Source organism: Catenulispora pinistramenti (genome assembly GCF_018274385.1).
In the GTDB taxonomy this organism is placed as follows: Bacteria; Actinomycetota; Actinomycetes; order Streptomycetales; family Catenulisporaceae; genus Catenulispora; species Catenulispora pinistramenti.
Window position 1 is genome coordinate 1 of record NZ_JAAFYZ010000050.1, and the last position, 26,426, is coordinate 26,426.

Below are 26,426 nucleotides of genomic sequence, written 5' to 3' on the forward strand. Positions count from 1 at the left end.
CCCCTACACCGCCGCCCTACTGGCCTCCGTCCCGGAACCGGGCCGCCCACTCCCCGCCGCCGGCCTCGTCGCCGCCGAACAACCCTCACCGCTCGCCCCGCCCTCCGGCTGCCGCTTCCGCACCAGGTGCCCGCTGGCCGACGAGCAGTGCGCACGCCAGGAGCCGCCGCTCACCCCGATCGGTGAGGGCCGGGCGGTCGCGTGTCACCGGCCGCTGGGCGGATCGGCGCGGTCAGGGACTTGAACCCCGAAGCCGCGGACTAAGCGAGGCTTGAGGCGACGTACACCTGTCACGACGAAGCGCCCGGGGCGGATCAGTGAGCGTGCGCTGCCCGCGGGCACGCGACGAGGGTGAACGCGGCCGGGAACCACGGCGTGGAAGGAGATGTCCGGGCCGGGTTCGGTCACGCTGTCGCCGGGTGCTCCGTCGGGGTGCACGTGGACGTGGGCCAGGTCGCCGGCGCGCAGCACCACCACGTGACCGTAGGCGGCGAGGTAGGGCTGGAGGCCGGTGACCGGCTGCCCGTCGCGGGTCACGGTCATGGTGAGGTTGCGGCCTTCTCCGGCGACGAGGTCTCCGGTCAGCTCGATCTGGTAGCCGTCGACGGTGAACAGGCCGGCGGGCTGCGGTGTGGGGCGCGGTTCGTACAGTCCGCTGACAGCCAGGTCGGCACCGAGGGTGATCGTGTGGCCGAGCCCCCGGGGAGAGACGACGGTGAAGACGCGGTAGGCCCCGGCTTCGGGGAGATCGAGCCGCACCGACCAGGTGTCGTCGTGGTCGCGGATCGGGGCGTAGTCGGTGACGGGGTCGCCGTCGGGCCCCAGGATCCGGAATCGGAGCAGCGAGGTTCCGGGTTCCAGGATGGTGTCCGCGAGGTCGAGTGTGTTGCCGTCCTGCGAGATCTGTAACCCGCCGGGGACTGCTCCGGCCTCATGTGCTGAGTGGTCGCCGGGGGTGCTGGCCCTGACTATACCCTCACGGGGTATATCCCGCCGGGCCGGAAAGGAGCTCACCCCCGATCAAGATCCATGATCATCGAGCCTGAGCGGTCGTCGGGACGCTGCCCATCCACACCGCCACTGGCTTCGAACACGGCGACAGACTCCATCACTCGCGCCAAAGTCTCAGCATCGTCAGGAGCGAACGCCGCCGTATTGATGTGCAGGCCCAGCCTCACACCGCCGGGAATGTTGTCGATCTGCAGGGTGAGATGCTTCAACGGTGAACCATCGTTCCCGTCCAACCAACGGAAGGTGCCAGGCGGCACCGGCCCCGGGGCGAACTCGGGCGCCGTGCCTGCACGAAACCGGTAGTTCAACCGGCAATGGGTGTCGAGTGCGGCGTCTCGCTCGATCTCGACACGCTGGATGAGCACCTCCACGTCCCACGGGTCGACGTAGGCGTACTTGAAGGCGGTACGCGCTGACCGGGCGGCGCGCTGGAGCACCTCTTCGAACGCGATGCCGGAGACCTCGATCAAGCACACGCCATGCTGCGCGGCCGTACACACCGCATCCGCGAGCCCTGGGCGGAACCGGTTGTCCACCACCGGACGCACTACCACAGGGTCGACGCCACGCACCCTGTGCATGGCGACCGCGAACAAAGCGAGGAAGACCGTCGGCAGATCGAATCCGCTGCGTTCGCTGATGACCTGCACGGCCGGGAGCAGGGCATAGGAGTCGTAGGCCCCGTGCCAGATCCCGGCGCTGAGCGGTCCGTGGGGATTCTGAAACCGGGATGGCGGAACCGCGTTCAGTACCTCGCCCCAGTAGCGCAGCGCCGCAGCGTTCTGTCGCCGACCGGCTGCCGAAGCTTGCCAGGCCGCCTGTTCCAGCGAGGTCTGGCCCCTCGGTGGCACCTCAGGGCGCGCTTCTGTCTCCGATACCAGTGCCCTGACGCCCGCGGCGTCGATCACCAAGTGGCTGACCAGCACCACAACGTGGGCGGGCTGACCGTTCCGGCACACCACGGCCATCCGCATGGGCCAGTCGTGCTCGTGGTCGAACGCCGTGTCCGTGTACTGCGCCGCCAGACGTGTGGCCGCCACGACAGGATCTTCCTCGCCGACCTCGACAACGTCGATCTCGAAGACCCCGGAAGGAGACACCCTCTGCCGCGGGCGGCCATCGGCACCCATCTTCACCCGAGTGCGCAACGCTGGAAAACGACACAACCGCCACCGCGTCTCCTCCACCAGGTCGCCCAGACTCCGACCGGGCGGCACGCTCACCACCCCGCCGAGCGGCCACCAGCTTTCGTCCTGCAGCATCTCCTTCCACCACTCCCGCTGCCCCCACGTGAACTCACCTTCTCCCGCACCTGCGCCAGCGAATCGAACCGACACCTGATGCACCTCGTAAGGCACTGGTCATCACCCTTCATCGAGCCCGTGCCATCTTAAAGAAGGTGCTATTCGGGGCGCTGGCGTGGCGATGGTCAGGGCGTTCGGGCTGTTGCCGAACTCATCCCAGTGTTCTCGTGGGCTCGGTGGGCGGTTCGGATTCCGCGGACTGTGGACGCCAGAGCCGGGCGCCTATTGGAGCACCGTGGGTACGGCGTCTCCTGCTGCGCCGATCCGACGCGGCTGGGCCGTGAACAGAAATAACACGATCCGCTCACGCGATCCGCCGAACCGATGCCTGCCGGGCTCCGTGTCGGAGATAGCGGTCCGCTTCGTACGCATGCTGATATGCCATGCGCGCCTGGTGCGCATGGCATATCAGTGTAAAGGTCATTACACGCTATTGCAGATAGGAGATTCTCGTGTTCGTCTCGATGAGACGGCGGCGGGGACGCCCCGGCATCCTGCTCCTGGTGGGGGCGATGGTGGCGAGTGTGCTCACGGCGGTGGGCGCCGCGCCGGCGCACGCCCTGGTTCAAGATCGACCGGCCTGGACCTGGAACATGCAGGGCGCCACGGCCGACGGCCAGAACAAGTGGACCACGGTGGTGGGCCCCATCCTCAACCCGAACCAGGGCGGTGGTCAGCCGCCGGTCGTGGCTCTGCAGGAAGTGGGTTCCGGGCCGCCGACGGCCGCGCCGGGCACCGTCAATGTTCAGATATCGGGGAACCAGCTGACCCCCCTGCCCGCGGGCATCTTCTACGACGTGCCGAACAATCCGGCCGCCCGGACGGTGGTTCACAGCCAGTGGAGGTCCGGCGGGGTCAACCATGACGTCTACTACCTGCAGACCGACGCGAACAACGGCGCGTGGACGGGTGGCCGGGTCAACCTGGCGATCGTCACGCCGGGGGCGGCCAACGGGGTGGTGATCATCCCGACGCCCGGAGGGATCAACAGCGGCGGCGCGTTGCGCCCGGCTCTGGGCGTCCTCATCGGGAACACCTGGTACTTCAGCGTCCACGCCCAGTCGGGGGGTGGAGCCAACGCGCCGGGCCTGCTGGCGAACATCAACGCGTTCGTCGCCGCCCGCAACGCCAGCAATCCCAACGGGGAAGAGGGCCTGGTCCTCGGCGACTTCAACCGTGAGCCCGGAACCCTTCCGGCGGTGGCCACCCAGCAGATCATCGCGCCCAACATGCCCACGCAACGCCAGGGCAGCGTGCTCGACTACGGGGTCATCGTCGATCCGGACCACATTTTCCCGGCCGGCCTCGCCGCCACCCTCCCGATCGCCACCCAGGCCTCCGATCACCAGCCCGTGCGGATCCAGCTGACCTCGACGCCCACGCAGAGCCCCTCGGCGGTCCCGTTGTACCCCACCGCACGCGTCATCGAGAACGTGCAGGCCGGCGGCGTGGTCGACGCCTTCAACCAGGGCACCGCGAACGGCACCCTGATCGACAGCTTCGCGCGTAACGGGCAGAGCAACCAGGCCTGGACCGTGCTGGGCTACCCGGACGGGTCACTGCAGTTCCAGGGCGTCGGCAGCAGCCGGTGCATCGACATCACCAACAGCACCTCCAGCCCGGGCTCTGGAAGGGCGCTGTCGCTCTTCGACTGCACGAGCCAGTTCAGCCAGCGCTGGCTGCCGGTCTACCAGGGCAACGGCGAGTTCCAATTCCAGAGCGTGCTGGTGCCCTCGCTGTGCATGAACGTCTCCGGAGGCCAGAGCGTCCCCACCACCGCCAGCGGGCTCATCCTCTTCGCCTGTGCGAACGTCCCCAACGAGCGGTTCTTCTTCGGCCCGGCCACCCCGGCCACCGCGACCGATCCGAACGTGGACCCGGTGTCCTATCTGCAAAGCGTCGGCCAGTTCACCATGGAGAACCTGTTCAACGGCGGGGTGATGGACGTGCAGGGCAACGCCACCGCCAACAACACCCTGGTCGACTCCTACTCGCGCAACGGACTGGCCAACCAGGCCTGGACGGCGATCCCGAACAGCACCAACGGGACTGTGAGCCTCAAGAGCGTTTCCAGCGGACGGTGCGTGGACATCCACAACAGCACCGCCGCCACCCTGGGCAGCGAACTGGTCATCTTCGACTGCTCGGGTCAGGCAAGCCAGCAGTTCTTCCCCATAGCGCTGAGCGACGGACAATGGGAGTTCCAGAGCGCCAGCACGCTGCCCGCGGTCAGCGGCGCGTGCCTTGTCACCGCGAACGCCACCAGCGGCAACCCGCGCTCCGGCAACGAGTCGGTCAACACCTGCAACAACGCCGGCAGGCAGACTTTCACCCTGACCCCGTATGACCCCACCGGCACTCCCACGCGGCCGACTGACCCGGACTTCACCAGTTCCCAGGAACTGATCACCGTGCCCAACGCCGCGGTGCCGGCACAGCGGGTGGGCTATTACACCAGCTGGTCGACCTACGCCAACGCCTTCTACCCGAAGAACCTGGACACCGAGGGCATCGCCGGCAAGCTCACGGTCCTGAACTACGCGTTCGAGAACATCGACCCGGTCAACCTGACCTGCCTGGAGGCGAACAAGGCGTCGTCCAGCGTCGAGACCGACCCGACCGGCAACGACGGCTCCTCGGACGCCTTCGCGGACTACCAGAAGGAGTACACCGCCGCCACCAGCGTCGACGGCACCGCCGACACCTTCTCCCAGCCGCTGCGCGGCAACTTCAACCAGCTCAAGGAACTGAAGGCCAAGTACCCGAACCTGAAGATCCTGCTGACGATCGGGGGCTGGACCTACTCGAAGTACTTCTCCGACGTGGCCGCGACCGACGCCTCCCGCAAGAAGTTCGTCGCCTCCTGCATCAACATGTACATCAAGGGCAACCTGCCCACCGGGATCAGCAACGACCCGGCAGGCGGGGTCGGCGACGCGGCCGGGATCTTCAGCGGGTTCGACATCGACTGGGAGTTCCCCGGCAGCGACAACGGCCACGTCGGCAACCACGTCTCGGCGCAGGACGGCGCGAACTACACCGCGCTGCTCAACGAGTTCCGCACCGAGCTCAACGCGCTCGGCGGCCAGCACTACCTGCTCGACGCGGCCCTGCCCGCAGGCCCCACCGAGATCGCCAACCTGAACATCCCCAGCCTTGCCGGAGCGCTGGACCTGGGCGACGTGATGGCCTACGACTTCCACGGCGCCTTCGAAACCACCGGACCGACCAACTTCCAATCCCCGCTCTACGACGCACCCGAAAGCCCCGCCTTCGGCACCAAGTTCACCGCCGACGACTCGGTCAGCGCCTACATCAGCGGCGGGTTCCCCTCGACCAAACTCACCCTGGGCGTGCCGTTCTACGGACGCGGCTGGACCGGGGTGCCGGCCGGCGGCCAGAACGGCCTCTACCAGTCGGTCACCGGGCCCACCGCGTCGTTCCCGCTCTCCGTGACACCAGGGGTCGCCGACTACAAGGAACTGGAGTCGGCAGGGAAGCTCACCAGCAGCAACCTGTTCTACGACAGCGCCTCCGAAAGCACCTGGGTCTACGACGGCACCAACTTCTGGAGCATCGAAACCCCCCTCACCCTGGCCCTCAAACGCCAGTACATCCAACAGATGAACCTCGGCGGGATCATGATGTACTCCCTCGAAGCCGACGACCCCACCACCACCCTCACCGACGCCGCCACCGGCATGAACTGACCTAATCCGCCGACCCTGGCGCGCCGCCCCCCGGGAGCCGCGCGCCAGGACTGTGATCCCAACGGCGGATCTGATTGCCGTCGCCCCCGGTAAGGAGTCGCTTCCTGCGGAAGGCGTGGGCTGTGCAGGCGCCGGTGCTGAACGTCGTCGGCGAGGCACCGAACGGCGCGGTCTGCGGGCCGGGTCGGATGCGAGATCCCGTAGGTCCGCGGCTCTCGCCCGCCGAGACCAGCGATCCACGACAACTACAGGGCCACTCCATGCCGTCGGCGTCACCGCAATCACCGCGATCACCGCGGTGGCCGCCGAACTCGGCGTCCCCGCCGACGTCACCGCGGCCGAGTTCCACCGCCAGGGCTAGAGCCTGCCGGCCAGGAAAGGCAGCACCACGTCGGCCACCTCGTCCGGCACTTCCTCGGCGAGGTCGTGCCCGGCGTTGAAGACGTGACCGGTGACGTCGTGTGCGAGCAGCCGCATCTGGGCCTCGTTCCGGTCGCCGATGAACGCCGAGCCGCCGAGGGCCAGCACCGGGATGTCCAGCATCGTCTGCGCCGCCTGCCGGTTCTGTTCGGCGTCGACCAGCATCGCGCGATAGATCGACAACATCGAGCGGATGCCGCCCGGCAGGCTGTAGCAGCGCACGTATTCGTCGACGGCGTCCGCGGTCGCGGTGTCAGGGTGGCTGCGTTCGTATTTCACCATGTAGGTGATCAGCTCGCGTTCGTGCCCGGTGATCAGCATCTCGGGGACGTCCGGCTGGAAGTAGAAGCCCAGATGCCACAGGTGCATGCCGCCGGAGACGTTCTCGTGGGTGAGGGCGGTGTGCTCCTCGAAGCCGAACCCCGGCAGCAGCGCCTCGGCGAACACCAGCGCGTTGACGCGTTCACGGTGCCTGGCGGCCAACTGGTAGCCGATCGCCGCTCCCCAGTCCTCGCCCATCACGCTGTAGGACTCGTGCCCGAGGTCGGCCATCAGCGCGGCGATGTCATCGCTCATCGTCGCGGAGTCGAATCCTCCCGCCGGATGGTCGGAATCACCGAGGCCGCGAAGGTCCGGCACCACGACGGTGTGCTGTGCGGTCATCCTCGGGACGAGGTGTCGCCAGTGGTAGCCGGTCTTGGGCACGCCGTGCAGCAGCACCACTGCCGGACCGGACCCGGCTGTCCGGTAGTGCAGCCTCGTCCCGTTGACGGCGACGCGGCCGGTACGGGCGGGCTCTCCCTGGTGGTCGGAAATCATGACTCCACTCACTCTTTCGGTGCGCTCGGCACTTTTGGTTACCGACTCACCGTAGGTGAGTAGACTCCGACCTGGAAGAACGCACTTTTTCGTGAGAGAGGCACCTCATGGTGACCAAGGAAACCGTCCGCGATCCGGCTGACGCGGACGTCACTCGCGCCGATTCCCTCGCCCGCGAGATCTTCGCCGGTGTGGCCAACAAGTGGACCTTGCTCGTCATCAACGTCCTCGAACAGCGCACCCTGCGCTTCACGGAACTCCGCACGGAGGTCGACGGGATCAGCCACAAGATGCTCACCCAGACGCTGCGTCACCTCGAACGAGACGGACTGGTGGACAGGACCGTCTACGCCGTCGTCCCGCCCCGCGTCGAGTACCAGCTCACCGAGGCGGGCCAGGCGCTGCGCAGCACGGTCAACCGCATGTGTGCTTGGACCCGCACCTACCTCGACCACATCGAGGCTGCCCGGCTCCGGTTCGATTCCATGTCCTGAAGGCACCCTTCGTGAAACCAGGCCAGCGTCAACAGATCACCGCTAGGATGACGTTCATCACAGAACCCTTATATGCAGGTCAGGACGGCGGCAGCGCGGGTTGCGCGGGCGCCGCGACGGCCTCGTCGACGTTGTCCTCGACCCAGGCGCGGAGCCGGTTGAGAGGGACGGCGGCGCTCTCGCCGAGCACCGTGAGGGCGTATTCGACGTGGAGCGGGACGGCCGGGTAGACGGTCCGGTCGAGGAGGCCGTGATCCTCCAGCCGCCGCAGGGTCTGCGTCAGGACCTTGGGACTGACGCCCTGAAGCCGTCGCTGCAACGCGCCGAACCGCTGCGGCCCCTCCTCCAGCGCGCCGATCGCCAGGGCGGACCACTTGTTGGCCAACAGGTCGAGCAGCGCGCGGCAGGGGCACTGCGCGGTGTAGACGTCGTGGTGTGGGTGCTGGCCGGTCGGGCATTGGGTCGCCGTGGGGCCCTCTCATCTGCATGCTTTCCAACGGGAAGTAGTGGCCCTTGATGGTAACCACATTCTCGGGGATAGCTTCATCTCACTTCGACAAGAGGCCGATCTACGGCTTTTCGCCACTTTTCCCAAGGGGATGAAACATGTCTGCCAACATGATGCGAGCAGTGGTCCAGGACTCCTTCGGCGGGCCGGAAGTGCTGCGTGTCGAAAGCGTGCCGCGTCCCGAGCCGCTGCCGACGGAGGTCCTGGTGCGCGTGCACGCGGCCGGGATCAACCCGGTCGACTGGAAGACGCGTGGGGGCACCGGCATGGCCGGGGTGCTGGGCGCGCCGCCGTTCGTGCTGGGCTGGGACGTCTCGGGGGTGGTGGAGGCCGTCGGCTTCGGCGTGACTACGCTGCGGGTCGGCGACGAGGTCTACGGGATGCCTTGGTTCCCGCGCGCGGCCGGCGGCTACGGCGAGTACGTCACCGCACCGGCCCGCCAGTTCGCCCGCAAGCCGGCCGCCGCGAGCCACGAGCAGGCCGCCGCGGTACCGCTCGCGGCACTGACCGCGTGGCAGGCGCTGGTGGACACCGCCGACGTGCGCGCCGGACAGCGCGTACTGGTCCACGCCGCCGCCGGTGGAGTCGGCCACTTCGCGGTGCAGCTCGCCAAGCACCTGGGCGCGCACGTCATCGCCACTGCGAGCAGCGCGCGGCACGAGTGGCTGCGCGAACTCGGCGCGGACGAGGCCGTGGACTATCGGGAGGTCCGTTTCGAGGACGTCCTGCGCGACATCGACGTCGTGATCGACCTGGTCGGCGACGCCCACGACAAGACGTCACTGCGCTCGCTGGAAGTGCTGCGCCCCGGCGGCCTGCTGGTCGCGATACCGGCGGGCGTCTCGCCGGAACTGGCCGAGGCCGCAGCCGAGCGCGGGGTCCGCGTCACCCCGTTCCTGGTGGAGCCGGACGGCCCCGCACTGGCGAGGATCGCAGAGCTCATCGACGCCGGACAGGTCGTGGTCGAGGTCGCGGCGGTGTTCCCACTGGAGCAGGCCGCCCAGGCGCACATCCAGGGCGAGGGCGGCCGGACCCGCGGCAAGCTCGTGCTCCGGGTCGCCGAGTGATCTCGCAACCCTGACATCCATGGCCGCGGACATCGGATGAGAAGCAGGAGCTTCGAGCCGTTCGGCTCCAGCGTGGCGAGCACGTCGATCAGTGCGCCGGGCAACGGGTCATCGGGCGGGTCCCGGTCGTCGGCCCGATCGCCGACCGCGGCGCGAGCCTGCTCGATGCTGCCCCACCACGTGTCGATGTCCATGACCTGGGATCATAGAAGCCCGCTCTGACGGAATCCTCACCTTCCACGGACCACGGCCACTTGCCGCGCTGGATCACACTTGGTGGCGTCTGGGGCCCTCGTCATGGACGCCCGTGCGGACTCGTCGTCGTCGACCGGCGGAGCGGCTGGCTTCGCCGTCCGCACGGGATCCGATCGCGGCCCTCTGGCCTACGCGGCCGAGCGCTCAGCGGCCGGACGTCGGCGTTGCCCCGACTCGGCGATGGCGGGCGGCGTGTAGGAGACGAGGTTCGGGCCCGCGTCGGTGCCGGGCGGGGCAATCTGGTCGATGCGGTCCAGGAGGTCGTCGTCCAGGACGATTTCCAAGCCGCGAAGCGTGTCTTCGAGGTGTTCCATCGTGCGCGGCCCGATGATCGCCGAGGTGACGCCCGGGTGTGCGATGGTGAAAGCCGTCGCGAGGTGGCTCAGCGACAATCCGGCCTCGTCGGCCAGGGGGATGAGCTTCTCCACGACGTCGAGCTTCTGCTCGGGGAACTGCGTGCCGTGCCGCCCGGTCGCGACGGCTTCCCGCCCCTTGCGGAAGCGGCCTGTCAGCAGGCCCTGGGCCAGCGGGCTCCAGACCATCGTGCCCATGCCGTAGCGCTGGGCGACCGGCAACAGCTCGCGTTCGATGCTGCGGTTGACGATCGAGTACGGAGGCTGCTCGACGCGGAACCGCTCCAAGCCGTGCCGCTCGGCGGTCCACTGCGCCTGGACGAGGTCCGCGGCTGGGAACGTCGAGGTGCCGATCGCGCGCACCTTGCCGCTGTGGACCAGGTCGGACAGCGCGGACAGGGTCTCCTCGATGTCGACCGCCGGGTCGGGGCGATGGGCCAGGTACAGGTCGAGGTGGTCGGTCTGCAGGCGGCGCAGCGAGTCTTCCACCGCGATCATGATCCAGCGCCGCGAGTTGCCCGAGCGGTTCGGCCCCTCGCCCATCGGATAGTGGAACTTGCTGGTCAGGACGACGTCGTCCCGGCGGCCTTTGAGGGCCTTGCCGACGATCTGTTCGGACTCGCCGTTCGAGTAGACGTCGGCGGTGTCGACGAAGTTGATCCCGGCGTCCAACGCGCGGTGGATGATCCGGATCGAGTCGTCGTGGTCGGGGTTCCCGAGCGCCCCGAACATCATCGTGCCCAGGGCGAACGGGCTGACCTGTATGCCGGTCAATCCCAGCGCGCGGTACTTCATGGGAACTCCTTGATGTCCTTGATGAGTGTTCAGTTCTGGGCCGGGGAAGCCGCACGCAGGCGCTCGTCGTCGAACACGATCTCGACCAGCGGGCTGTTGGCGAACCAGTCGTCGAAGTCCTGGCCGCGGACGACCCCGGCGGGCACGTCCGCGCCGGCTTGCGGGTCGAGCACCGCGGTGATGACGCGGCGCCGGGTCCGCTCGTCCACCGGCACCGCGGTCGCGGGCAGGTCGGCGTGGACGCCGTGCTTCAGGTGCACGGTGAACCGCGGATTCGCGCGCACGTTCGCATACCAGCTGCGCGGTGGGCGGGGCATGCCGGTCAGATACCAGTGCCCGGCGACGCGGTGGAACCACACCTCGACTCGGCGTGGCTGACCGCTCCTGCGGCCGATGGTGGTGATGTCGATGGTGCGTTCGGCACGGCTGGACCGCGGCCCGATCGCCAGGGCGCGGGTGACCGCGTTCACGGTGGCATCGTCCATGACTGTCCTCCTGCTTGCGGGCCTCATACGGCTCGGCCCGATCCCGATACGTCCAGCACATCAAGATCTGCTTGCGGACGACAGCAAGATCGTCTCGGCTTCTTGCCCGATCCTCTTCCGGCCTCGATGCGCCCTCACGGCAGCGCGGGAACGAGCTCCGTCTCCTCGCGCATGCGGACCGCGTCGAGGCTGGGCGGCAGACCGAACTGGCGCCGGTACTCCCGGCTGAACTGCGAAGGGCTGTCATACCCGACGCGTGACCCGACGCCGGTGACGTCGTGCGGGCTGGTGGCCAGCAGCAGACGGGCGGCCTGCAGCCGCATCTGCTTCTGGAACTGGATGGGGCTCATCGTCGTGACCGCGAGGAAGTTCCGATGGAACGCCGAGACGCTCATCCCGGACAGGCTCGCGAGCTCCTCCACACGGAATGCCTGCGTGTAGTTGTCCCGGATCCACCGCACCGCCCGGGTGATGTGGCTCAAGCCGCTGTCCGCCAGCCCCAGCTGCCGTACCGGCTCGCCTTGCTCACCGGTCATCAGGCGCCAGAGGATCTCCCGCTTGATCAGCGGGGCCAGTACTTCGCGATCGCGCGGCTGGTCCAGCAGGCGAAGCAGCCGGACGACCGCGTCGATGAGTTCATCGGGGGCATCGCTCACCGCTATCCCCGAACCGACCGCGCCGGTGGACCGCGGCAGGTCGCCCGGCCTGGCCCGCACCATCAGCTCGGCGATGACGTCAGGCTCCAGCGTCATCCCGAAGCCCAGCGCGGGCCGGCCCGGGACGACTGTTCCGGTCACCGGCAGGTCGGCGGAGGCCACGAGGTACTGGCCGACGCCGTACTCGTATACGCGATCGCCCAGGGCGAGCCGCTTGCGGCCCGCGGCCACGACCGCGAGTACCGTGCCCGACATCGAAGATCCCGGCTGGGCGTCCGGGGCGATGTGACAGATCCGCACGCCCTCGACAACTGTGGTCAGGCCAGGTCGGGCATGCCGCTCCAGCAGCGTACGAAGCTCATCCAAAGGCATGACACGATTCCAACACGATCTCCGGGGCTCTCGCCTGCCAGCAGCAGGATCGTGCAAGAACCAGGCACTGACGTGCTAGTCGCCGTTCGAACTCGGGAATGCCGTTCGAACTCGGGAATGCCGGTCACCGCGGGAAATCCGGAGTCGCGACGGCGTCGTACCGGTCACGTTCCGCTTCAGCTCCGCCGCGGCGACGCCGAGGCCGCCCCCGGGTCCTGGAACGAGTTCCTGGACCCGGGGGCGGCCATCCGCTCGGTCAAGGCCACGACGCGCTCACCGAGATGCGCGCCCGTTGACCGCGCTACCGGAATCCCGATCCGGGATACAGCGTTCGGGCTTGCCTCTCCAGCGGCACCGATGCCATCTGATGCGAAAAGAACCAGCCATGGTCGCGGGCCCTGACGGCTCCCACCGCGACACCAGGATGGGGCGACTCCGAATGCGCAGAACACGATCGCTTCGTAGCTCCTTCGCCAAAGTAGGAGACCTCATATATTCGTAATCTGTCAAGCATCGACTAGTTTGACTTCTGTTCGCTGGTTGGGGGAGGCATGGTGTTCGTCGTAGTGCTGGCGGGCCCGGGTGGCCCCGGCACCTTATGAGATGGGCTGCCTGATCGCCAAGCGCGAAGGACTGGACCCGGCGGCGCTGAAAACCGCGTCTCGCGCAGACCTGGATACGCCGGGGCCGATCAACCTGCGTCTGGATTGTGCGCGCACGCAGGCGAGGCTTCGGACGCGGCTTCGTGGCGCCGGGGAGTTCCTGGCCGCGGTATAGCCCGAGTGACCGAGTCGCCAGTCTTCGAAGCGGGTGGGCGACGTACGCGTGCGTCAGTAGTCTGTCTCTCTGTTCACGACAGTGTCCGTTGATGAGTGGGGGGACGGGGCTCACCTTGAACGTCGATGGGACAAGGCCCGGGCATCTGGTCGGCGGCCGTTATGAGCTCGTCGCCCAGATCGGCCACGGGGGGATGGGCCGGGTCTGGGAGGCCAGGGACACCGACCTGGGCCGGACGGTCGCGGTGAAGGAGGTGCTGCTGCCGGCGCTGCCGCCGGTCCAGCAGCAGACGCGGCTGCGGCAGGCCAGGCGGGAAGGCAAGAACGCCGCGGCGCTGGCCGACCATCCGAACATCGTCACGGTCTACGACGTGGTGGTCGAGGACGGGGTGCCGTGGATCATCATGCAGTTGGTCAGGGGCTGCTCGTTGCGGAGCCTGCTTCGTGACCCCGCGGGCGTCGGGGTCGCCGATGACGCGGACGTGGCGCTGACGCCGCTGGGCGTCGAGCGGGTCGCCGCGGTCGCCGAGGCGATGCTGGACGCCTTGCTGGCCATGCACGAGGCCGGCATCGTGCATCGCGACATCAAGCCGCACAACATCCTGATGGCCGATGACGGCCGGATACTGCTCACCGACTTCGGCATCGCCAAGTCCGACAGCGACGTGACGGTGACCGTGTCGGGATCGGTGATGGGCACCATGGCCTACATCGCGCCGGAGCGGGCCGAGGGCGAGACCGGTACTTCCGCCTCCGACTTCTTCTCCCTCGGGGTGACCTTGTTCGAGGCCGTGGAGGGGTTCTCGCCGTTCGAGAAGAAGAACAGCAAGACCGGCACCCTGACAGCGATCCTCACCAAGCCACTCCCGCCGATGAGCCGCGCCGGCCGACTGGCCCCGCTCATCCAGGCCCTGACCCTGAAGCAACCACATCAGAGGCCTGATAATGCGCAGGCGCGAGCACTGCTCGCCGGGCGAAACCCCGACACCTGGAGACTGCCGTCCCCGGACGAGGCAGGCACCGAATCGCTGCCCGCGCAGGCCCGAAATCAGGCAGGCGCGGCGGGCGCAGGCAAGGGCCGGTTGCCGTGGGAGTCGATCACGCTGACCAGTTCCGCCGGGATTGCGCGCCCGCCGGTGTGGGACCAGCCACAGCCGGCAGGTTCTGCACACCCGGCCAGGCAGCGCGCATCAAACGAGGCGATCCTCGCCGGCATCGGCGTCGTACTCGGGATCGCCCTGCTGGTCGGCGGGATCGCCTGGTACCACCAGCAGCACACCGCCAACCAGGCCGCACCGCCCAACACGCTCGCATCCACCCCGTCCGCGACGCAGCCATACGTTCCACCGGACACGACGCAACCGCTCACGTCGGATCCCACTACATCCACTACATCAACCACCGACACGCCGGATCCCACCACATCCACCACCGACACGCCGACGCCGACGTCGACTCCCATGCCCACAGCACCGCGATGCCTGACCGATTCGCAGGCTCTTGACCTGGCCAGGACCACGAACCGGGACTCGTTGCCCAGCGACACCTTCGTCGAGCCGCAAACCCTGCAATGTGACTCCGGCTGGGGCGGCGCGCGCCTCTACTCAGACAGCGACGGCGGCGGAATCAGCCTCCTGTATCGGCAGCAATCAGACGGCACCTGGGCTACCGCCTTCATGGGCACCGACCTGTGCGGCGATCCGATCATCTCGCAGGCTCCGGCATCCATCCAGCACGACCTGTGCCCCAACCTCGGGTGATCGCGACGCGGCCGGGACGAGCCGCGGGGGCGGACATGATGCGGCTGCGCCGCGGCCGAGTTCCGGGGCTGTCGGCCCAGGCCGATCGAACGACCGTCGTAGACCTCGATGCGAGGAGCTCCACGGCGAGCACCGCATTCCACGGGAGTCTGGAGACTGACTGCCCGGGGGCCGTGGCCCGGACTTCGGCCGGCCCGATCGTCGGCGGTGGTTCCCGGTCAGGTCCGGCCGACTTCGGCGATCATGTCCTGGATCGCTTTGACGACCACGTCCGGGCGGTCGATCGGTACGTCGTGCGAGCTGTTGGCCGCCACGACCAGACGCCGGTTGGCGGCGTGGCTGACGAACGCGGCTTGGGCGTCCCGCCAGAGTCGGGCGTCGGCGGGTGAGGTGTCGAAGGGGGTCTTCGCTGATTCGATGGCGATTGCCGGTACGTCCTGGGGCCAGGTCATCTGGTGGTAGGCCTGGTGTGCCGGCCCGTAGTCCTGGGCGACCGCCAGTAGCTGTCGGGTCTGCTTGGTGGACGGCTGCTTCGCCAAGGTGGCGATCTGGGCCTGGTTGGCAGCGATGACTCTGGACAGTTCGCCGGGGGTGTAGAAGTCCGGCAGGCTCGCGTCGACCAGGACCGCGCCGGCCACCGCGCCGGGGTGGTCGTTGACGAAGGAGGTGGCGATCTCCCCGGCCTCGGAATGGGAGACCAGGACCACGTCGTGGGTGACGCCCAGCTGCCGGAGTCCGGCCGCCAGGTCCGATACGGCGTCCTGGACCTTCCAGGGGCCGGGTACCTCGTCGCTGGCTCCCATCCCGGCCCGGTCGTAGGTGATGATCTCCGACCCGGTGTCCCCGGCCAGGACCGGCACCAGGTTCTTCCAGTAGGACGAGTCCAGACCGCCGCCGGCGTCCAGGACGATCGTGGGCAGATGGCCGGGCGTGACGTGGAAGGCCAGGCGGTGGCCGTTGGTGGAGATCATGTGCAGCGTGGTATCAGGGTTCTGTGGTGCCGATGCCGATGCCGATGCCGATGCCGATGCCGATGCCGATGCGGAGGGTGCGGAGGATGTGGTGGACGCGCATGCTGTCGCCGTTGCGAGCAGTGCGGCGGCGGCCATCAGGGATGTGGCCTTGCGGCTGTGGCGAGGGGACTGCGGTCGTGCGGGCATGGGTCATTACTCCGAACCAGATCATTGATGTGTAGAGCTGACGGGTGAGAGCTGACGGGTGAGGAGGCGGTGGTGGCTGTCGGCCGGACCGGCGCCGCAACGCCGTCCGGCTGATGTTCAGTCTCTTGCTCGTGCCCTGTGGCGCGCAGTGGCCCTAGCACCCCTCGTGGGGGTGTGTCTAAGGCGACTGTCGCACCATCAACGATCTCGACCTGCGCACCCCGCCGGCGAACCTCGGCAACCGTCACGACCTGACCGCCCAGGTGGACACAGCCGTCACGAAGGCGGTCATGGCAGTGGCTCTGGCACACACCGGAAGTCTTCCGAGGCTGTTCGCCGCGGGTCCTTCGATGCGAACTTCTACGACGTGCAGACCGAGGAGGAGTTCTGGATCTCGGGGCCGAAGCGGGACCGTACAGACACCCGCTACGGCCCCGCCGACCCCGAAATCGAGCCGGAAGCAGTCGAGACCTATTTCGCCTTCCTGGAAGGCGCGCCCTTACCGGGCCGGGAGCACGGCTAGCCTCGCGGCCTTCGACTCGATGCCCTGGGCCTCGCAGTCGGCCAGGAGCTGGACGCCGCTGCGGTCGAGCAGGTTGAAGCGTTTCTGCACGGCCGTGATCGGCATCAGTTTCTGCGCGCGGGCCGGCCATCCGCGGCGTGGTGCCGGACCGGCCGACGCGGCTGATGAGCCCTGGGTCGCGCCATGGCCGAGTGCCGGCGTCGCTAGGGGAGTCCGAGTCCCGGTCGCGGCGTCCTTCCAGCGCGGCCGCGCGGTCGCGACGGCGGGAACCACTAGGCTTCTGGAATTTCCACCAGGTACCGGCCCGACCGGTACTTCCGCGAGACGGTCCGGAGGCGCGCGCCGACACCCGTCGGCCACTTGGTCTCCTCCGACCACGCAGTGCCGACTGGCACGTCGAGCGTGTCCCGGCGAAGGTCGGGCGTCAGGGGCGCGTCGCAGGCGAAGGCCAGCGTGGAGGCGCGGGCCTGCTCGGGTTCGAAGTCGCGGGCAGCGGCCAGGTCGACGCACAGCGCGTGAAGCAGGGCGCGCGTTCGGGCTGAACCGCTGTCGCGGGAGACCGCCAGGGCCATGTCGAGCGACTGGTCGATCGCGTCGGTCAACTCCCGGGTCAGTTCCAGGGCGAGACAGACTTCTTCCTCGCCGGACAGCGCCCAGAGGTCGTCGACGACCGTCTTCGGCTTCGCCGAACAGGCTGTGTCGCCTGCGGCCGGCTCGCTCGGCGCCCGAAGAGCGGCCCTGCTGTCCACCTCTTGCGGGATCCCTGGGTGGATTCGAGCGCGGACGTGGTCGAGCATGTCGCGGTTGGCTGCGGCGAGCATCCCGTCGAACGGTTCGGATTCCGGCATGAGGTCGTCGTCCGGAACGTCACCGGAGTTCATCGGCGCCCCCTTCCTCGTCGGTGAGGTACGTCCACATGATCTTCCGGGCCTTCTTCAGCTGGTCCTGAATCCATTGCAGCTCTGCCTGGGTCGGCTGATCACCTCGGCCGAGCGCGGCGACGATCTCGCGAGCGGTCAGACTGTCCATCGACAGTTCCAAGATCGCGCGGAGGGGATCGCCCATCTGTTCAAGCCCGCGCCGTACCGAGACCGCGAGCGCTGACAGAGCACTGGGGTCATCGTTCCCGCGAACGGTCTCCGGCAAGTACGGAACGGGCATCGCCAGGACTTCCCTTCTTCGGGCACTGGGCTGCTGATACTTCCGGCGGGCCACAAACCGGAGCCGGCCGCGCGGGGCATAGATCGACGCCGTCCCGCCCTCGCTGATCTGCTGCCAGGCATCCGTGAAGGCCTCCTGCGTGACGTCTTGAGCGTCGGTGATGGTCGCACCGAGTCCCTGGACGTACTTGACCACGGCGTCGTAGTTCTCCTCGACCAGCTTGCGGAAGTCCTCGCGAACGGCGTGCGAAACGTCGGCCAGACGGGTCGCGCCGCGGTCACGCATCCAGCCGGAGTCGTCGTCCGGTCTCATATCAGGCCTCGCGATGGAAGGCCTGCACCCCGAAGTCTCAACCTATCTGGTCGTCGCAGGTCAGGGGCACAGCCGTGGACTATATCGTGGGAAACGGGACAGCTGTTCAGCTGTCGCGTGTCAGCTGTGGAGTCCAGCGTGCCGGTGACCGTGTGTGAACTCCCACGAGGCAGAATTCTGAGGACGCCCGGGTGATGGCCGCCACCAGGACCTCGTTCGATCCGGCCACGACCGAGCGCGAGTTCCACATCGTGATGTCGGACTACACGCTCGGCGTCCTCGGTCCGCATCTCGCCGGTGTCTTCGCCGAACGCGCCCCGCGTGCCCCGGCTCCGCTTCCGACGGCACGAACGCCGCGACGAGGACGCCACGAGCGTGGTCAGCCACACGGTGCTCAGCTTGATCGACGGGGCGGTTCTGCCCCGCGGCGGCCTCAGTACGAACCTGCCACACATCGATCCGCACGCTTGGTTCCGCGACGCTGTGCGCGCATCGGCAGCCGCGATCGTCGACCTCGAACCGGATGGGCTCACCCGCTGATGGTCAGTCAGGTATCGGCCATGGGGTGTGCTCGGCCACCAGGCTCCGCAGCCGACGGATCTCGCGTGGGCTGTTCCAGGCCAGGACGCCCACGACGCGGTCCCGGTGGCCGTATGCCGCGGTGAACGGGCCCTCGTCCGGGTCGCCGCTCAGGACGGTCATCTCGGCATCGGCCGGGAAGATGCCGTGTGCCTGGATGCGCACGTCGTACTGGTCGGTCCACAGGTAGGGGACCGGGGCGAACGGGCGGTCGTCGCCGAGCAGGTTCCCGGCCGCGGCCCTGGCCTGCTCGGTGGCGTTCATCCGGTGTTCCAGCCGCATGCGGATGCCGAAGTGCGGGTTGGGCCAGGAGGCGACGTCGCCGGCCGCGTAGACGCCGGGTGCGGCGCGGCAGGTGGCGTCGCAGGTGACGCCGTCGGCCAGCGGCAGGCCGGAGTCGGTCAGCCAGCTGATCGCGGGGGTGGAGCCGACCGCGACCACGACGGCGTCGGCCTTCAGCACGCTGCCGTCGGCCAGTTCGGCCCCGGCGATCCGCGGTTCCCCTTCCGTGGCGGGCAGCAGGCGGCGCACTCTGCTGCCGCTGAGTACTTTCGTGCCGTGCTCGGTGTGCAGGCGGGCCAGGCGCTGCCCGACGCGCGCTCCGAACAGGCGGCTGAGCGGGAGCGGCGAGGGATCGACCAGCGTCACCTCCAGGCCCATCGTCCGCGCCACCGCGGCCACCTCGGCGCCGAGGAATCCCGCGCCGACGACCACGAGCCGCGGCCCGGTGAGCAGTTCGGCGCGCAGTGCGAGGGCGTCGTCGAGCTTGCGCAGCAAGTGGACGCCGGGCAGGTCGCAGCCGGGGATCCGGCGCGGGGTGACGCCGGTGGCGATGACCAGGCCGTCGTAGCCGAGCAGCCGGCCGTCGTCCAGCCGGACCTCGCGGGCGCGCGGGTCCAGACCGGTGGCGGATCGGCCGAGCAGCAGTGCGGCGTCGAGTTTCGCGAAGGCTTCGGCCGAACGCAGGGCGACGCGCTGCGGCTGCCAGGCGCCGGCGAGGATTTGCTTGGACAGCGGCGGCCGGTCGTAGGGGGCGTGCGACTCCTCGCCGACCAGGGTGAGCGTTCCGGAGTAGCCGTGGGCACGCAGGGCTTCGGCGGCGGTCAGGCCCGCGGCTGATGCGCCCACGATGACAACGTTGTTCGGCATGTTCATGTTCACGCCTCGTCGGTGGCGGTGGCGGTGGCGATCGCCGCCGCCGGACGGAGGGCATCGGCCTGCTTGCAGTCCTCGATGATGTGCATGGTCACGATGATGTGCATGGTCACTGGTAACTCCTGCGCGGGGCGGTAGCGGTGGCGGCCGCCGGGAAGTGTGGAGGGGAACTATATAGAGTGTCTATATATCTCTGTTCGAGCGCGGAGCCCGGCTATGCTCGCACCGTGAGCACAACCGTCGGTCCCCGAGATACGACGCCCGTGGTGCGCGCCGGCGGAGATGCTGCCGCCGCGGTCTACGACCTGCTGGCCTCGTTCGTCCGGCTCAGCCCCCGGGACATGAGCCTGACCTCGATAGCGGCCCTGTCAACACTCGAACGCACAGGGCCGCGCCGCATCACCGAGCTGGCCGCCTCGGAGGGCGTCACCCAGCCGTCGGTCACCTCGCTGGTCGCCGCGCTGGTCCGCGTCGGCTATGTCGAGCGCCGCGGCGACCCGACCGACAAGCGCGCGGTCGTGGTCGCCATCACCGAAGCGGGCTCGGCCTACCTGGGCGCGCGCCGTGCCGTCACCGCGGGGATCTTCGCCGACGCCGTCGACCAGCTGTCGGCCGAAGAGGCGGCGACGTTGGCCGCCGCGGTCCCCGTCATCGAACGTTTGCGGGACCTGGTCGAGCGGCAGCGGGGGGCTGCCCAGGACCAGAAGTAGGCGCCAGCCCTTCGACCCCGCCGGCCAGTTCGGGCACGTCCTCGCCCGCCGGTTCGCCCCGGAGGGCGAGGACGTGTCGGTGTGTCAGGGGTGTCAGGGGTGTCAGGGGTCTACTTCAGGGGGCTGCTATTCCTCCAGCGCGATCGCCAGCGCCGGGCACAGGGCGGCGGCCTCGCGAATCGCTTCGGCAGCGTCCTGCGGCGGGTTCTCGGCGAGCAGGACGACGATGCCGTCCTCCTCCCGTTGGTCGAAGACCTCGGGCGCGGCCAGTACGCACTGGCCGGAGGCGACACACTTGTCTTGGTCGATGATCACTTTCATGGTTCCTCCTGTCCGCTCACCAGGTGATCGGCGGCTTGTCGCTCACCAGGTAACCGGGAGCTCGTAGACGCCGTATACGAGTCCGTCGTGCTTGAACGGGATCTCCTCGATGTCCGCGGCGAGCCGCAGCTCAGGTATGCGGCGGTAGAGCGTGCTGTAGACGACCTGTAGTTCGACGCGGGCCAGCGGCTGGCCGAGGCACTGGTGCACGCCGAAGCCGAACGCGATGTGCCGGCGCGGGTTGCGGCCCACGTCGAGCCGGTCGGGCTCGGCGAAGACCTCGGGGTCGCGGTTGCCGGCGTCGTTAGCCAGCACCAGGCCCTCGCCGGCGCGCACCGTCACCCCGCCGATCTCGATGTCCTCCAGCGCCACCCGGCGCCGTCCGCTGTGCACGATGTTGAGGTAGCGCAGCAGTTCCTCGACCGCCGAGGCGATCAGCTTCGGGTCCTGACTCTCCCGGACCCGGGCGAGTTGGTCCGGGTGCTCGATCAGGGCCAGCGTGCCGAGCGCGATCATGTTGGCGGTGGTCTCATGCCCGGCCACCAGCAGGAGCTGAGCCATGCTCGCGGCCTCACGCCGGGTCAGTTCCCCCGCGCGGACCTGCTCGGCGACCAGGGAGAGCAGGTCCTCGGCCGGGTGCGCGAGCTTCTCGCCGATCAGGCCGTCGAGATAGGCGATCAGCTCCCTGACGGCCGCGACCGACTCCTCCGGCGTGGCGGTGCTCTTGATCAGAGCCTTGCTGCGGTCCTGGAAGAACTCATGGTCCTGATAGGGGACGCCGAGCAGCTCGCAGATCACCAGCGAGGGGACCGGCAGCGCGAAGGCCTGGACCAGATCGACCGGCTTGGGGCCGGCGAGCAGCTCATCGATCAGCTGGTCGACGATCCGCTGGATCGCCGGCCGCAGCGCCTCCACCCGCTTGATCGAGAAGGCCGCGGTGACCATCCGCCGCTGCCTGGCGTGCTCGGGATCGTCCTGGTTGATGAAGGTGGAGGCCTCGGCCCGCCGGGCCTTGAGCCCGGCGGACTGATGCGGATAGCCCGAGCGTGTGACGTCCGCGCTGACCCGCGGATCGCCGAGCAACGCCCGCTGGTCGGCGTAGTCGGTGACCAGCCACGGGGTGCTGCCGTCCCAGAGCCGGATCCGGCTGACCGGGGCGTGCGCGCGCAGCTCGCTGAGCTCGGGCGGCGGATCGAAGGGGCAGCCGGCGCTGCGGGACATGGGGTAGTCGGGGATTTCGGTCGTCAGCGCGTCATGGGTGGGTGCTGAGACGGAGTTCATGGTGCCTCGCCCTTTCCGAAGGTCTCTCGTGTCGAGGGGCGACCTGATCACTACGCACAGTATCAACTATCTATATAGAATGTCTATACTCTGCGTCGCAGAACCCTTGTTCGGTCGGACGGATGTGATTGGTGGCCCATACCACCGGACCGCCCATCGCTCATGGAGGGCGGTTCTCGGGGGATCGGGGATCAGGGATCGAGTGCTGTGACAGTGCCCTGCAACAGTGCCCTGTGACAGTGCCCTGTGACAGTGCCCTGTGACCTTCGCGGCCTCACATCGGGTGGCCGCCGGTGTCCCGGACGATCTCCGCGACCACCTCGTCGCCGATGGCCGCGGATCCGCCGAAGACCGAGACGGTTCCGTCCCACTCGTACAGGTGCCACTGTTCCAGCGGCAGGTCGCTGGACACATGGTGCGGATCGGTGAGCGCCAGCGGCTGGCCGGCGTTGGCGGCGAAGGCACCGCCGGCCAGCGCGTCCGGGAAGTTCACACCCGAGGCCACCGACACCGAGTGCGGGATCGCCCCTGCCGTCATCGCGTTGATGACGGCGGTCGCTGTCTGGTAGCGGTCTTGGCCGTAGAGGGCGGTGAAGGCCCGGCCGGGGAGCGCTGTGCGTACCGCGGCGACTGCCGGGCCGCCGACGGCCGTGATCGACGCGTGCGCCGCGACCGCCGCCGCGGTCGCGGGGTCGAGCGTAGGTCCGTCGGCCAGCAGGATCGGGGCACCTTGCCGGGCTGCCAGTGGCCCGGCGGTCAGCGCGTCGGCGAAGGTACGGCCGCTGGCGACCACGACGTGTGCCGACGGGCCGATGGTCTGGGCGACTCGGCGCGCCGTGTCGAAGCGGTCCGAGCCGGCGAGTCGCACGATCTTGTAGTCGGCGGGTAGGGCCGAGGCGACCGCGTCCGACAAAGCATTCGTGCCGCCGAGCAGGTATACGGTCTTGCCCGATCCGGTCCCCAGGACGCGAGTGATCTCGGCGACCGTGACTGACGCGATCGAGGCCCGATCGCTGAGCAGCAGCGGGCCGTGGACGTGGGCAGCGAGCGGGACGCCGGTGAGTGCGTCCGGGAAGTCGGCGCCGGAGGCGAGGACGACGGCTCCGGCCGACCCGGCGGCCCACTGTGCCTCAGAGGCGGCGACGGCCGTCGCGTAGCGGTCCGGTCCGGCGACCCGGTGGACCGTCGGGTGGCCGTAGGTCAGGACATCGAGGGTGTGGGTGGCTGAGCCGGTGAAGCCAAGAGTGTCCGTGCCGTTCACGGTGATCGTGTACGAGCCGGATGAGGAGTATTGATAGGCCGGTGCGGCGCAAGGTTCAGCGCCGTCGCAGTTGACTGTCACCGGAGGCCGGCCGTCTCCGTAATCGACGGTCGCCGTCGCGAGGCCCTTCGTCACAATGGTCACGGTGACCAGTCCGTTGAACTGGCTGGCCGCGAACTCGGGCTTCACGGTGTCCGGGGCGAGCGAGATCGAGGATGTATCGGTCCAGGTGTTCCCGTAGGCGTCGGTCGCTGTCATCGCCACCGTGTGCGGACCATCCGTCGGGTAGGTGTGATCGGCCTTGCACGTCGGCCCGCTGGACTTGTATCCGTCATCGAATACGAACACGCATCCTGTGACCGGCCAGCGCGTGTCGTACGGCATCTCCGCGATCACGTGGCGGTAGGTGGCGGCATGCTGATCGACGCCCAGGCTCAGGTGCGTCGGCGGCGGGGTCGGTTGGAACTCCAGGGCGCCGCGATCGGCATACGCGGGCGTCCCGGTGCCCAGGCCGGCCTCGGCCGCGATCGGGTCGGGTTTGCGGACGCCGCCGGCCATGTCGGTCGCGGGTTCGTTGCGCGCCGATCCGTCGGCCGAGTCGATGGCCGGGGAGTCGGTGGTGAGGCTGTAGTCCCCACGATCGCCGCCGTACTCGAACTGGCCGGCGAACTTCGGGTCGCCGACGAGGTCGGCCGTGCCGTGCCCGGCGGCGTCGAACGCGGCGGCGTCGGTGTAGTCGGTGGTTCCCCAGCGGAACGCCGGGCCGCCGTTGTTCCACCAGCCGTTCTTGCCGGTGTTCGCAATGGTGTGGCTGACGACGGTGCCGGAGACCGCCGATGCCGCGACCGCCACACCGGCCTCGTCGTAGCCGCATATGCCCTGGTTCGCGTCGGCGATGTCGTTCTCGATCCGGACGTCGTCCGCGGTCCCGGCGACCGCGATCGCCGTGCCGCACACCCCGTCGACGGTGTCGGCCACCACGTCGACGTCTGAGGAGTCGGCGACGGACACTCCGCCACCCGCGGCGGAGTTCCCTGAGATCGAGTCGATGATGTCGTTCGACACGACGACGCCGGTGGACCCGGCGTCGATCAGCACGCCGGTGCCGAGGCTCGCATGGATGGTGCTGTCCGTGATCGTCGCCCCGGCGACGTCGTCGAACCGCACGGCGGCTCCCGCGGTCCCGGCGGCGGGCGCCTGCTTCTGGGCCCCTTGCACGTCGATACCGGAAACCGCGATCGAGGACGAGGACGACACCTTGAGCGCTTCCCCGGACGTGTTGAGGAACCGAAGGCCTCGAACTGTGACGTCGTGTTGGCCCGCGACCGAGATGCCGTAGGCGCCACCGGCGATGAACGCACCGGCGCTCGAGGCCTGGAGCGCGACGCCCGACTTGGTGATGTCGATGCCACCGGCGAACGACCCGGTCAGCCACAGCGACGTCCCGGCGACGACGGAGGGCGATGCCAATGCGGCCGAGACCGTGCAGAAGGGGGCGGCCTGGCTCCCCGCTCCGGTGGCGTCCGAGCAGACCGCCTTGTCGCTGTTCACGAAGACGTCGTTGGCTTCCCCGGCTCGCGCGACCACAGGTTGGGCCATCGCCAGGCCCACGCCACCGCAGATGGCAGCGGCTACGACACGTCGTGCGTGCACCATGTGGATCTCCCGTATCGCGGCAGCCGAAAGCGGCTTCACTCGAAGCAGCAAGATTCTTTCCACGCCGGTGGTGGAAGTCAACGCGCGCGCCCCGATTCGGGACAGGGCACTCAACCTCTGTCTCCCGCCTCGACGGACCAGCGGTGAGTACGGATACTGCGAAAACCCGCCAGAGCCGACAAGCCACCGGTGGCCTGCCTGAAAACGAGGCCGACCCGCCGGCCTTGGTGCTGCCCAAGACCGAGTTCGGCGGCACCCGCATCGTCGACCTGCTGATCGGAGATCCGCTACCGCGTATCTGTTGACCCCGTCGCCGCTGGCGCATGGTGCGCGCGGCGACTGCGTGGGTGATCCACAGCTCTTTGGTCGGCTCGCCTGTCGGTGCCGATCCGGTAGAGCCACGTACGGAACGATGAAGGTCCCTGTGGACTGGCTGCTCCCTAGTGCCGTGGCAGGCAGCGTTTGCCCTGCTGCTTGTGGCTGCGATGGCCGGTGCGGCCTCGGGGGCGTGGGGCGCGGGAAGTCTTGACTGGGGTGGTTCGGGGTTCGGATCTTTTTGCGGGGGTTAGGGTTTGTAGGCCGGGTTGCGGTTTGGGTGTAGGTTTTAGAAGCTTTTTACGGCCTTCGGTCATGGTTGTGCCGGTTCGGGGTTCGGGGTGGCAAGTACGTATATCGGCTGCCAGTTCGCGCGTTCACAACCCCGCCGCACCTCAGGCCTCTTCAACTCCGGCAAGTGAGAGCAAGGGCAAGATCAACAGCCGCAAGCAAGGTCAAGGTCAAGGGCTGTGGTGAAGGGCCGGGCCTCCGGCGGGCCTCGGCAACCTCAGGGAAACTTGCGCGGTTCCCTAGGGTGGCTGGGTGAGTCTCAGCGGCGGCGGTTTGTGGGGTGGTGCGGTCCGTTCCCCTCGGTCGCGTCGTCAGCCCGGGGGGTACAGCACCGGTGTCCGGGGGTAAAGTCCGCGCGCGGCGGTTGGGTGCCCGAGCTGCGGTTTTGTTCAGCGCGAACTTGACCCCCGGCCACCGGCACTGTAGGCGAAGCCCTGCCGACGCGACCGAGGGGAACGAACCGAAAACCGACCGGAAGAATGGCAAAGCCCGGTGGTTCGGTACCGGCGACTCGGCGGATTCGGCCGCCGGTCGGGGTGCTGGCAGCGCGACAGTCGCAGGGTGCTCATTCTGGGCTGGCGGGTGCGGACCGGCCCGACTGTCGAGATGGACACCGGCCGACAGCGGATTGACCTCGCAGCCAAGGCCGATGCTGCGGACATTGAGGTCTACCAGGGATATCAGCAGCTGGTGGTTGGCTGTTGTGGCACATGCCCCATATCGCGCTGCACTGCACCCGGGCGTGTTCTCGACCAACTGACCACCGACCCGCCACCAAGGCCTCACCGGCAGCCGCATCGCTAACATGCGTCTTCGTTCCTTGCGATTGCTATTCTTCCGGCTGGTTTTCGGTTCGTTCCCCTCGGTCGCGTCGGCAGGGCTTCGCCTACAGTGCCGGTGGCCGGGGGTCAAGTTC

At 68.5% G+C, this 26,426-nt stretch carries 25 protein-coding genes and 1 pseudogene; 9 read left to right on the forward strand and 17 right to left on the reverse strand.

Features of this window, described 5'->3' with window-relative positions:
• Positions 1-244 (forward strand): oligopeptide/dipeptide ABC transporter ATP-binding protein (locus KGQ19_RS16615; protein WP_368862109.1); only part of this gene is annotated, 244 nt, incomplete at its 5' end.
• Here KGQ19_RS16615 and KGQ19_RS16620 read toward each other — a convergent pair.
• Both KGQ19_RS16620 and KGQ19_RS16625 read right to left on the reverse strand, forming a co-directional pair.
• Entirely contained in the window at positions 205-1,014 is an 810-nt protein-coding gene (locus KGQ19_RS16620; protein ID WP_212010072.1) for a DUF8832 domain-containing protein, read from the reverse strand. The genes KGQ19_RS16615 and KGQ19_RS16620 overlap by 40 nt on opposite strands.
• Entirely contained in the window at positions 1,011-2,369 is a 1,359-nt protein-coding gene (locus KGQ19_RS16625) for a condensation domain-containing protein (protein WP_212010073.1), read from the reverse strand. The genes KGQ19_RS16620 and KGQ19_RS16625 overlap by 4 nt, the downstream gene beginning before the upstream one ends.
• A gap of 398 nt (positions 2,370-2,767) precedes the next feature.
• Here KGQ19_RS16625 and KGQ19_RS16630 point away from each other — a divergent pair, with 398 nt between their 5' ends.
• Complete coding sequence (locus tag KGQ19_RS16630; RefSeq protein WP_212010074.1) at positions 2,768-6,025, forward strand: glycosyl hydrolase family 18 protein; 3,258 nt, start codon at positions 2,768-2,770, stop codon at positions 6,023-6,025.
• A gap of 357 nt (positions 6,026-6,382) precedes the next feature.
• On the opposite strand, the gene KGQ19_RS16635 is transcribed toward KGQ19_RS16630, so the two are convergent.
• Positions 6,383-7,264 carry an alpha/beta fold hydrolase gene (locus KGQ19_RS16635; protein ID WP_212010075.1) on the reverse strand — a complete coding sequence of 294 codons (882 nt, stop codon included), beginning with the start codon at positions 7,262-7,264 and terminating at the stop codon, positions 6,383-6,385.
• 107 nt (positions 7,265-7,371) lie between these two features.
• Between KGQ19_RS16635 and KGQ19_RS16640 the strand changes: the two genes are divergently transcribed.
• Positions 7,372-7,758: a winged helix-turn-helix transcriptional regulator gene (locus tag KGQ19_RS16640; RefSeq protein WP_212010076.1), complete on the forward strand. Its 387-nt coding sequence runs from the start codon at positions 7,372-7,374 to the stop codon at positions 7,756-7,758.
• A 79-nt stretch (positions 7,759-7,837) separates the two neighbouring features.
• Here KGQ19_RS16640 and KGQ19_RS16645 read toward each other — a convergent pair whose 3' ends face one another.
• The gene (locus KGQ19_RS16645) at positions 7,838-8,155 is read right to left on the reverse strand and encodes a winged helix-turn-helix transcriptional regulator (RefSeq protein ID WP_368862110.1); all 318 of its coding nucleotides are present in this window, start codon (positions 8,153-8,155) and stop codon (positions 7,838-7,840) included.
• A gap of 209 nt (positions 8,156-8,364) precedes the next feature.
• Here KGQ19_RS16645 and KGQ19_RS16650 point away from each other — a divergent pair, with 209 nt between their 5' ends.
• The gene (locus KGQ19_RS16650) at positions 8,365-9,333 is read left to right on the forward strand and encodes an NADP-dependent oxidoreductase (protein WP_230418752.1); all 969 of its coding nucleotides are present in this window, start codon (positions 8,365-8,367) and stop codon (positions 9,331-9,333) included.
• 62 nt (positions 9,334-9,395) lie between these two features.
• Here KGQ19_RS16650 and KGQ19_RS53430 read toward each other — a convergent pair.
• The 4 genes and pseudogenes from KGQ19_RS53430 to KGQ19_RS16665 form a co-directional block, all read right to left on the reverse strand.
• Positions 9,396-9,527, reverse strand: a pseudogene (locus tag KGQ19_RS53430) (DUF4240 domain-containing protein); the annotation flags it as partial.
• A 189-nt stretch (positions 9,528-9,716) separates the two neighbouring features.
• On the reverse strand, positions 9,717-10,736 hold the full coding sequence (locus KGQ19_RS16655; protein ID WP_212010078.1) for an aldo/keto reductase: 1,020 nt from the start codon (positions 10,734-10,736) through the stop codon (positions 9,717-9,719).
• Positions 10,737-10,765: 29 nt separating this feature from the next.
• Positions 10,766-11,221, reverse strand: a complete 456-nt coding sequence (locus KGQ19_RS16660; protein ID WP_212010079.1) for a nitroreductase family deazaflavin-dependent oxidoreductase — start codon at positions 11,219-11,221, stop codon at positions 10,766-10,768.
• A 134-nt stretch (positions 11,222-11,355) separates the two neighbouring features.
• Positions 11,356-12,249, reverse strand: a complete 894-nt coding sequence (locus KGQ19_RS16665; RefSeq protein WP_212010080.1) for an AraC family transcriptional regulator — start codon at positions 12,247-12,249, stop codon at positions 11,356-11,358.
• Positions 12,250-13,117: 868 nt separating this feature from the next.
• On the opposite strand from KGQ19_RS16665, the gene KGQ19_RS16670 reads away from it, so the two are divergent.
• Complete coding sequence (locus KGQ19_RS16670) at positions 13,118-14,785, forward strand: serine/threonine-protein kinase (RefSeq protein ID WP_212010081.1); 1,668 nt, start codon at positions 13,118-13,120, stop codon at positions 14,783-14,785.
• Between the two features lie 218 nt (positions 14,786-15,003).
• Here the strand turns inward: KGQ19_RS16670 and KGQ19_RS16675 are convergent, their stop codons facing one another.
• Both KGQ19_RS16675 and KGQ19_RS16680 read right to left on the reverse strand, forming a co-directional pair.
• Complete coding sequence (locus KGQ19_RS16675; protein ID WP_212010082.1) at positions 15,004-15,756, reverse strand: alpha/beta fold hydrolase; 753 nt, start codon at positions 15,754-15,756, stop codon at positions 15,004-15,006.
• Between the two features lie 13 nt (positions 15,757-15,769).
• On the reverse strand, positions 15,770-15,952 hold the full coding sequence (locus tag KGQ19_RS16680; RefSeq protein ID WP_212010083.1) for a hypothetical protein: 183 nt from the start codon (positions 15,950-15,952) through the stop codon (positions 15,770-15,772).
• A gap of 360 nt (positions 15,953-16,312) precedes the next feature.
• On the opposite strand from KGQ19_RS16680, the gene KGQ19_RS16685 reads away from it, so the two are divergent.
• Positions 16,313-16,468 (forward strand): hypothetical protein, encoded by a 156-nt coding sequence (locus KGQ19_RS16685; RefSeq protein ID WP_212010084.1) that lies wholly within the window; start codon positions 16,313-16,315, stop codon positions 16,466-16,468.
• Here KGQ19_RS16685 and KGQ19_RS51075 read toward each other — a convergent pair.
• The 3 genes from KGQ19_RS51075 to KGQ19_RS16695 all read right to left on the reverse strand — a co-directional run bounded on the left by KGQ19_RS51075 (position 16,445) and on the right by KGQ19_RS16695 (position 17,941).
• Positions 16,445-16,573, reverse strand: a complete 129-nt coding sequence (locus tag KGQ19_RS51075) for a hypothetical protein (protein WP_268907850.1) — start codon at positions 16,571-16,573, stop codon at positions 16,445-16,447. The genes KGQ19_RS16685 and KGQ19_RS51075 overlap by 24 nt on opposite strands.
• Positions 16,574-16,740: 167 nt before the next feature.
• The gene (locus KGQ19_RS16690) at positions 16,741-17,316 is read right to left on the reverse strand and encodes a hypothetical protein (protein WP_212010085.1); all 576 of its coding nucleotides are present in this window, start codon (positions 17,314-17,316) and stop codon (positions 16,741-16,743) included.
• A 19-nt stretch (positions 17,317-17,335) separates the two neighbouring features.
• The gene (locus tag KGQ19_RS16695) at positions 17,336-17,941 is read right to left on the reverse strand and encodes an RNA polymerase sigma factor (protein WP_212010086.1); all 606 of its coding nucleotides are present in this window, start codon (positions 17,939-17,941) and stop codon (positions 17,336-17,338) included.
• A 297-nt stretch (positions 17,942-18,238) separates the two neighbouring features.
• Here KGQ19_RS16695 and KGQ19_RS16700 point away from each other — a divergent pair, with 297 nt between their 5' ends.
• The gene (locus tag KGQ19_RS16700; protein WP_212010087.1) at positions 18,239-18,481 is read left to right on the forward strand and encodes a hypothetical protein; all 243 of its coding nucleotides are present in this window, start codon (positions 18,239-18,241) and stop codon (positions 18,479-18,481) included.
• A 3-nt stretch (positions 18,482-18,484) separates the two neighbouring features.
• Here KGQ19_RS16700 and KGQ19_RS16705 read toward each other — a convergent pair whose 3' ends face one another.
• A complete protein-coding gene (locus KGQ19_RS16705) occupies positions 18,485-19,669 on the reverse strand; it encodes an NAD(P)/FAD-dependent oxidoreductase (protein WP_212010088.1) in 1,185 nt (394 codons plus the stop codon).
• A 233-nt stretch (positions 19,670-19,902) separates the two neighbouring features.
• Here KGQ19_RS16705 and KGQ19_RS16710 point away from each other — a divergent pair, with 233 nt between their 5' ends.
• Complete coding sequence (locus KGQ19_RS16710) at positions 19,903-20,385, forward strand: MarR family winged helix-turn-helix transcriptional regulator (protein ID WP_307856434.1); 483 nt, start codon at positions 19,903-19,905, stop codon at positions 20,383-20,385.
• Between the two features lie 126 nt (positions 20,386-20,511).
• Here the strand turns inward: KGQ19_RS16710 and KGQ19_RS16715 are convergent, their stop codons facing one another.
• The 3 genes from KGQ19_RS16715 to KGQ19_RS16725 form a co-directional block, all read right to left on the reverse strand.
• Entirely contained in the window at positions 20,512-20,706 is a 195-nt protein-coding gene (locus KGQ19_RS16715) for a ferredoxin (RefSeq protein WP_212010089.1), read from the reverse strand.
• 42 nt (positions 20,707-20,748) lie between these two features.
• Positions 20,749-21,987: a cytochrome P450 gene (locus KGQ19_RS16720; RefSeq protein WP_230418753.1), complete on the reverse strand. Its 1,239-nt coding sequence runs from the start codon at positions 21,985-21,987 to the stop codon at positions 20,749-20,751.
• A 274-nt stretch (positions 21,988-22,261) separates the two neighbouring features.
• Positions 22,262-24,904: a cell wall-binding repeat-containing protein gene (locus KGQ19_RS16725; RefSeq protein ID WP_212010090.1), complete on the reverse strand. Its 2,643-nt coding sequence runs from the start codon at positions 24,902-24,904 to the stop codon at positions 22,262-22,264.
• 143 nt (positions 24,905-25,047) lie between these two features.
• Here KGQ19_RS16725 and KGQ19_RS16730 point away from each other — a divergent pair, with 143 nt between their 5' ends.
• Positions 25,048-25,209, forward strand: coding sequence for a hypothetical protein (locus KGQ19_RS16730; RefSeq protein WP_212010091.1), 162 nt, complete (start codon positions 25,048-25,050; stop codon positions 25,207-25,209).
• The last annotated feature ends 1,217 nt before the right edge of the window (positions 25,210-26,426 follow it).